Below are 6000 nucleotides of genomic sequence, written 5' to 3'. Positions count from 1 at the left end.
GCGGATGCGCCAAGGCCTTGGCAATCCGAGCCTCCGAGGTCTCCCCCGAAGGACGATGTCCATGACTAGATGAGGTTGGTGAAATGGTGGGCATAGTCACGTCCAACGGTACTTCAGAACCCCGCAGAATGGACGGGCGAGGCAGCCCTTGGGCACGTGCGGGCCCGAAAGGCCACCGTGACGTCCGTCGAGAACCGCGATTACGGACGCTGGATGGTTCAGGCCGCCGGTTTCGGCTTCGCGCGACGAGGTGCGCGTGTGGCGGATCGCGGCTTGGCCGCGCGCCGCGTCGCCGCCGGGGCACTCGTGACGGGTGTGGCGCGGGCGCCAGGATCGTGGTCGGGCGGAGACGTGCCGTCGGCCGGCGTCGAGACCTCCGCGTCCGCCGGGCGCTCGCTCCCGGGCGGCGCCGACGCGACGTCCGCCTCGGGCGCCGCGACTGCAGCCGGCTTGGCCTTCGCACGCCGACGTGTCCGCGGCGCCGGTGTCACAGGCTTCTCGTCCGGCGTGGCCGCGGCCGGCACCGCGGCAATGTCCGGAGGCGATGTCTCACCGGCCGTGCCGCCGTCGGGCCGCGGTTGCGCGTGGCCGTCGGCAGGCTGTGTCTCGAGGTCCGCGTCGGCCTTGGCGGGCGCGTCGGACGAGACCGGCGTGACGGTCGGGTCGATGGTCGCCAACGCGTAGCCGGCCGGCCCGTCGACGGGGACGTGCTTGACGAGCTCGCCCTGCTCGACCAACCGGGTCAGCAGCGCGTACAGGACCGCGCGCTTGATCCCCGTGGCGGCCGCGAGGTCGCCGGCGCCGATCCCGGGACGCTCACCGATCACGCGCAGCGCCGCCTCACGATTGGCACCGCGCGGCGCTCGCTGCGCAATGGCCTTGGGCTCGGAGCGCGAGCGCGCGCCGCGCAACGCCGCGGGCCGTCGCCGCTGCACGTCGGGCTCCACCCCGTCCAGCGCCGCCAGGGCAGCTTCCAGGCGCTCGGACTCGCGCACCGCGGCCGCACTCGCCGCGAGGCGCGCGCGGATCTCGCCATGGATGCGCTCCAGTAGCTCAGACACCGACCCTCCCCCATCGCATGACGCGCCCGAGGCTAGCGGTCGCAGCGGCGCGTTCCGCCGAGCCTTTCGACGCGTTGCCGCTTGCCGTGGCTCATGGCCGCGCGGCGGCGATCAGCGCGCGGGTCGTCGGGTCACACGAAGGCTCGAGCTGGTCAGGCGGTGAGGGCATGGGCAGCGGCGCTGGTCGTCGAGCAAGGACGTGCGAGGGGTGGCGTGGCGCGCAGGCGCAGCGAGATGGCGAACGCGATGGTGAGCAGGAGCGTCGCGAGCGCGGTCACCGCCGGCCAGCGACCCGCGCTCCAGGCGAGCCCGCCCAGCGGCCCGAACACCGAGGACCCGGCGTAGTAGCCGATCAGGTAGAGCGCCGACGCCTGAGCGTGCGAGGTGTGCGCGCGTCGGCCGACCCAGCTCGACGCGATCGAGTGCGCGGCGAAGAACCCGAGCGTGAACAGCGCGACACCGAGCACGATGACCGGCAACGGGCTCAGGGTCGTCAGCGCGATCCCGGCGAACGTGACCAGGACACCGGCGGGCAGCAGACGGCGCCGGCCGACGACGTCCGCCATGCGCCCGGCCACGGCCGAGGAGACCGACCCGATCGGGTACACGAGGAAGATCGCGCCGATCGCGACCGCGCTGAGCCGGTACGGCGCCTCGACCAAGCGAAAGCCGAGGGCGTTGTAGACCGCGACGAACGTGCCGCTCAGCAGCGCCGCCATCACGGCGAGCAGTCGCTGGCCGCGGTCCTGGAGGTGCACGGTCACCGCCGCGAGCGCCGCGGCGGGTGTGAAGCGGGTGCGCGTGTGATGGCGCGACGGCGGGGCCAGGCGCCAGAACACGACCGCGCACGCAAGGCTGACGACGCCGACGCCGACGAGCGCGAGGCGCCAGTCCCCGATCTCGGCGAGCCATCCGCTCAGCAGCCGACCGGACATGCCGCCCAGCGCGTTGCCGCCGATGTACAGGCCGATCGAGCTGCCGAGCGATGACGGGTCGATTTCCTCGGCCAGGTACGCCATGGCGACCGCCGGAACCCCGGCCGACGCGACGCCCTGCAACGCGCGCAGGACCAGCAGCGCCTCGAACGTGGGCGCAGCGGAGGCGGCCAGCCCGAGCACAGCTGCCGCGAACAGCCCGAGCCCGATCACCTGCGTGCGACCGCACGCGTTCGACAGCCACCCCGCCGGAAGCAGCGCGAGTGCGAGCATCGTGGTGCTCACGGCCACCGTCAGCGTCGAGCTCGCCGGCGACACGCCGAAATCCCGCGCCATCGCAGCGAGCATCGGCTGTGGCGCGTAGAGCAGCATGAACGTGGCGACCCCCGCGGCAAAGATCGCCAGCGACGCTCGCCGGAATCCCGGGTCACCGCGACGAAGACGCTGTGCTCGGATCTCCACTTCCCCGAGCCTAGGTCAAGACCTTCGCGTCGCAAAATGCATCATTGGCAGCGTTTCCATGCACATGCGGCATCATTCAGAGCGACATGCAACTGCAGGAGCTCCAGTGGTTCGTCGCCCTCGTCGAGGACCCCAACGTCACCCGTAGCGCCGGGCGACTGCACATCTCCCAGCCGGCGTTGTCGCGCTCGCTGCGACGGTTGGAAGCGTCCGTCGGCGTCCAACTCTTCGACCGCGTCGGCCGATCGCTGATCCCGAACCAGCATGGGCGCGTGCTGGCTGAGCACGTAGGCCGGGCGCTGGCCGAGATCGAGACCGGCACCAGCGCGGTCCGCCGTGCGGCCGACCCCGAGGCCGGCGAGATCCGCCTGGCCTTCCTGCACACCCTCGGCGTCTCGCTGGTCCCCGAACTCATCCGCGCCTACAGAGCCGAACACCCCGGCGCGCGTTTCCGCCTCAACCAGGACGGCTCCGGCGACCTCATCGAAGGGCTGCACGCGGGCCGCCACGACATCGTGCTCACCGGCGTGGACCCGGCCGACGACCAACTGCACTGGCGCGCGCTGTACCGCGAGCCGCTACGACTCGCCGTGCCCCCCGACCACCATCTCGCGCAACGCCGGCGCGTCCGCCTCGCCGAGGTCGCCGACGAGCCGTTCGTGCTCGTCAAAGCGGGCTACGGCCTGCGCGGGATCACCGACGCTCTCTGCGACCAGGCCGGATTCACGCCCCACGTCGCGTTCGAGGGCGAAGACGTCGAGACCCTGCGCGGCCTCGTCGCCGCCGGCCTCGGCGTCTCACTGCTGCCCGCTCGGCCCGACGGCTCCTCCGCGACACCGCTGCTCGCCGTCGCCGACCGCGACTGCGCGAGAACGATCGGCATCGCGTGGCACCGCACCCGCTACCAGTCCCCTGCCGCCCGCAGATTCGCCGACTTCGTCGCCCGCCACGGCGCCGGTCCCTAGCGGACCGCGTGCGGCGAAGACCCCCGCTGGGAGGCCGTACCGTCCGCGACCGGAAATGCCGTTCGATCCAGCCGCGCCGGCAGGCAGCTGTCCCCGGTGGTCCCTCGCCGTAGTGGAATCGTCGACGGCTGCGGCACTGGTCACCGCCGCCGCTTCGCATGCGAAAGCGCAGGCGGCGTGCCTGGACCGACTCGCGGCCCTGCCGCCGCTACCTGGGGTGGAAGGCAGCAGCGCCAAGGTCTCGAGTTCGTCGATAACGACACACGGTGCCCCCGGCGATGACTCGCCGGGCTGACGCACACGAATCCGGTCTGGCCGATGGTCGATTGAACGGCTACCACACGACGAACGGTCCAGAGGCCACCGAGTGGCCGTCAGTAGCTTCCTCACTGCGCCCGCGTGAAGCTCCCCGAGCATGGGATGCGGACCCTCCTCCCGCATACCGCCAGAACTTTGCGCGGGCGCATCAACGCGGCGGCGTCCCTCGTCGCGTCGAACCCCGAGGCGCGACCGAGCTCAGGCGGATATGGAAAGCATCAGCCGTCGCCGGGCGGATGAGCTCACCGCCGCGTCGCGTCAAGTCAGTAGCAGGAGGTCGCGACGTCGAGGCGGATGGCTGCGGCCACGACGAAGATGGCGGCGCTGAATTCTGCGACTAGTAGCAACGCGATCGATCCGAACGCGGAGGACGACTGTGACGACGCTGAGACCGGCAACGCTCAGGAGAGCAATGGCTACGAGGAATTGCCGGAATTGCAGGCGGTCGTCATCGACCGCGCCCTGCACGACGAGCTGACAAGGGGCCCTACGAGGCCAACGGAGCGCTTGCTCAAGGGGCAGCGGGCACCCGCAACCTGCCCACTGCCCAGGCCGCGCTGCTCACCCCGATCCGTGACGAACGGGATCCGACGACGCCGACGAGGCGGCCATGCAACCCGGTGCCTCTGGAAAAGTCACATATCGCAGAGCCAGGACCGCTACCGACGATTTACCGGGCGGGACGACTGTCGAGGCCGGTCGTATGTCTTGCTTGCACACGGGCTCCGCGTGAGTAGTCCCACGTCGGGCTAGGCACGTCGGCCGAGTCCGTAGACGAAGAACTCGCCCGTCTCGACAAAGCTCGCGTCAAGGCCGTGGTCACGAAGATCTCGCGCGAGCCGGTCGGGATCGAACGAACGCTTGAAAATCCGAAACTCCCGACCGTCCTCGAGTCGCCTGAGCTCAGTCGCGCTCTCGCGATCGGGCAGTCGCGAACCGTGAATGACGTTCCTGTCCAAGACCGCGCCTGCGGCATCCACGAGGAAGAAGCGGCCTCCGGGGCGAAGCGCGTCGTGGACGCTGCGCCAGAACCGGTCGGCATGGCTCTCGGGCACGTGCGAAAGCCAGAACGCAAAGAAGACGACGTCATAGTCCTGATCTGGCTGCCAGCTGAAGAGATCGCCAACCCAGAGCTCGACATTGCTCTTACCGGCATCCTGCAGCTTCGCCAGAGCGAGTTCGCGCATCTCCGGCGCTGCATCGACTCCGACGACACGGGTCGCCACCTCCGCGAGACGGATCGTCCACTCACCCGTGCCGTAGGCAAGCTCGAGGACGTCTCCACGAGGCGCAAACGCATCGAGTGCTGAATACACTCGATTGAGCTCAAGACGCCATCTGGCATTGCGCTCTTCGCCCAAGTCATGGAGCCCCTCGCGACGGAACCACTTGTCGTACTCGCGAGCGCGAGCCCGATAGTAGGCGAGTTGCTCGGCGAGAATCGGACTGTTGTTTGTCACGGCGCTATCGACGTCGCGAGTTGATGCCTCGTGTCACCCGAAACTCGGCGGCGACCTCGCGCGTGGCCGCTTCCGCCCCGAGCGGGAAGGCGTGCAGGGCGTCCACGCGCGAGACACGGGCGAGCCCGGCCGCCAGTTCGCGCGCGAGGAACGCTTCGAGCCTCGGGAGATCGAAGACCATCTGCGACTGCACGAAGGTTGCTCCCGCGGCGACCTTTCGCTGCAGCAGCCGCAGCTCCCGATCCAGGTCTTCGGCGAACGGATTGACGACCGCCTCGACAGCCAGCGAACGCGGGACGCTCCACCCCGGCGCCCTCGCGATCAGCTCGGTCGCGGTCATGTCCGCCACAGCCGCCAACGGCGACGTTCGCGGCTGGCCGGCGTGGTTGTCGGTCTACCCGACGACATCGACGGTGTCAGCCAGAACAGCGATGCGATCACTCACCCGCTGGCCATCGGCCTCGGCCGGCAGCGAAATCTCCGCAGACGTGAGGGCAGTCACGGACACCGGCGAATCATCGCAGCCCGACGCCCCTGAGACGCGCCGCGGCCGGCCTCGCCGCCGCCGGCGATCAACGGGATCGCTCGCTGGACTGCCCGGCACCATCGGCGTAGCGTTACAGGCCCGAGCATCGGAGGCCTGCATGGCGAAGCGCCAACAGTCCGAGACCGGCCGATTGCAGCGATGGCGCGAGCGGCGGCGGCGTGCGAAGGTTGAACGGGCGCGCAGGATTGACAGCCTCAACAAGCGTGGACGCCCCGACAGGTATGAGCGCGCCGGTGGCGACAAATTGGGAGG

5 protein-coding genes are annotated in these 6000 nt (G+C 70.1%); 1 reads left to right on the top strand and 4 read right to left on the bottom strand.

Annotated elements, in window-relative coordinates; genetic code table 11:
* Positions 1 to 218: 218 nt before the first annotated feature.
* Together OM076_RS42580 and OM076_RS42575 are read right to left on the bottom strand one after the other, a co-directional pair.
* Positions 219 to 1061: a hypothetical protein gene (locus tag OM076_RS42580; RefSeq protein WP_270046306.1), complete on the bottom strand. Its 843-nt coding sequence runs from the start codon at positions 1059 to 1061 to the stop codon at positions 219 to 221.
* 152 nt (positions 1062 to 1213) lie between these two features.
* Positions 1214 to 2458 carry an MFS transporter gene (locus OM076_RS42575; RefSeq protein ID WP_270046305.1) on the bottom strand — a complete coding sequence of 415 codons (1245 nt, stop codon included), beginning with the start codon at positions 2456 to 2458 and terminating at the stop codon, positions 1214 to 1216.
* 86 nt (positions 2459 to 2544) lie between these two features.
* On the opposite strand from OM076_RS42575, the gene OM076_RS42570 reads away from it, so the two are divergent.
* Positions 2545 to 3423, top strand: coding sequence for a LysR family transcriptional regulator (locus OM076_RS42570; protein ID WP_270046304.1), 879 nt, complete (start codon positions 2545 to 2547; stop codon positions 3421 to 3423).
* Positions 3424 to 4490: 1067 nt separating this feature from the next.
* Here OM076_RS42570 and OM076_RS42565 read toward each other — a convergent pair.
* Both OM076_RS42565 and OM076_RS42560 read right to left on the bottom strand, forming a co-directional pair.
* Entirely contained in the window at positions 4491 to 5201 is a 711-nt protein-coding gene (locus tag OM076_RS42565) for a class I SAM-dependent methyltransferase (RefSeq protein WP_270046303.1), read from the bottom strand.
* A 4-nt stretch (positions 5202 to 5205) separates the two neighbouring features.
* Positions 5206 to 5541, bottom strand: coding sequence for a methylenetetrahydrofolate reductase (locus OM076_RS42560; RefSeq protein WP_270046302.1), 336 nt, complete (start codon positions 5539 to 5541; stop codon positions 5206 to 5208).
* Positions 5542 to 6000: the final 459 nt, after the last annotated feature.

It is taken from the genome of Solirubrobacter ginsenosidimutans (genome assembly GCF_027587205.1).
This window is presented reverse-complemented; position numbering and strand designations above follow the sequence as displayed.

Bases quoted from the DNA above. Each gene is read 5' to 3' on its own strand.
- OM076_RS42570 (WP_270046304.1), top strand. From the start codon at position 2,545: ATGCAACTGCAGGAGCTCCAGTGGTTCGTCGCCCTCGTCGAGGACCCC.
- OM076_RS42560 (WP_270046302.1), bottom strand. From the start codon at position 5,541: ATGACCGCGACCGAGCTGATCGCGAGGGCGCCGGGGTGGAGCGTCCCG.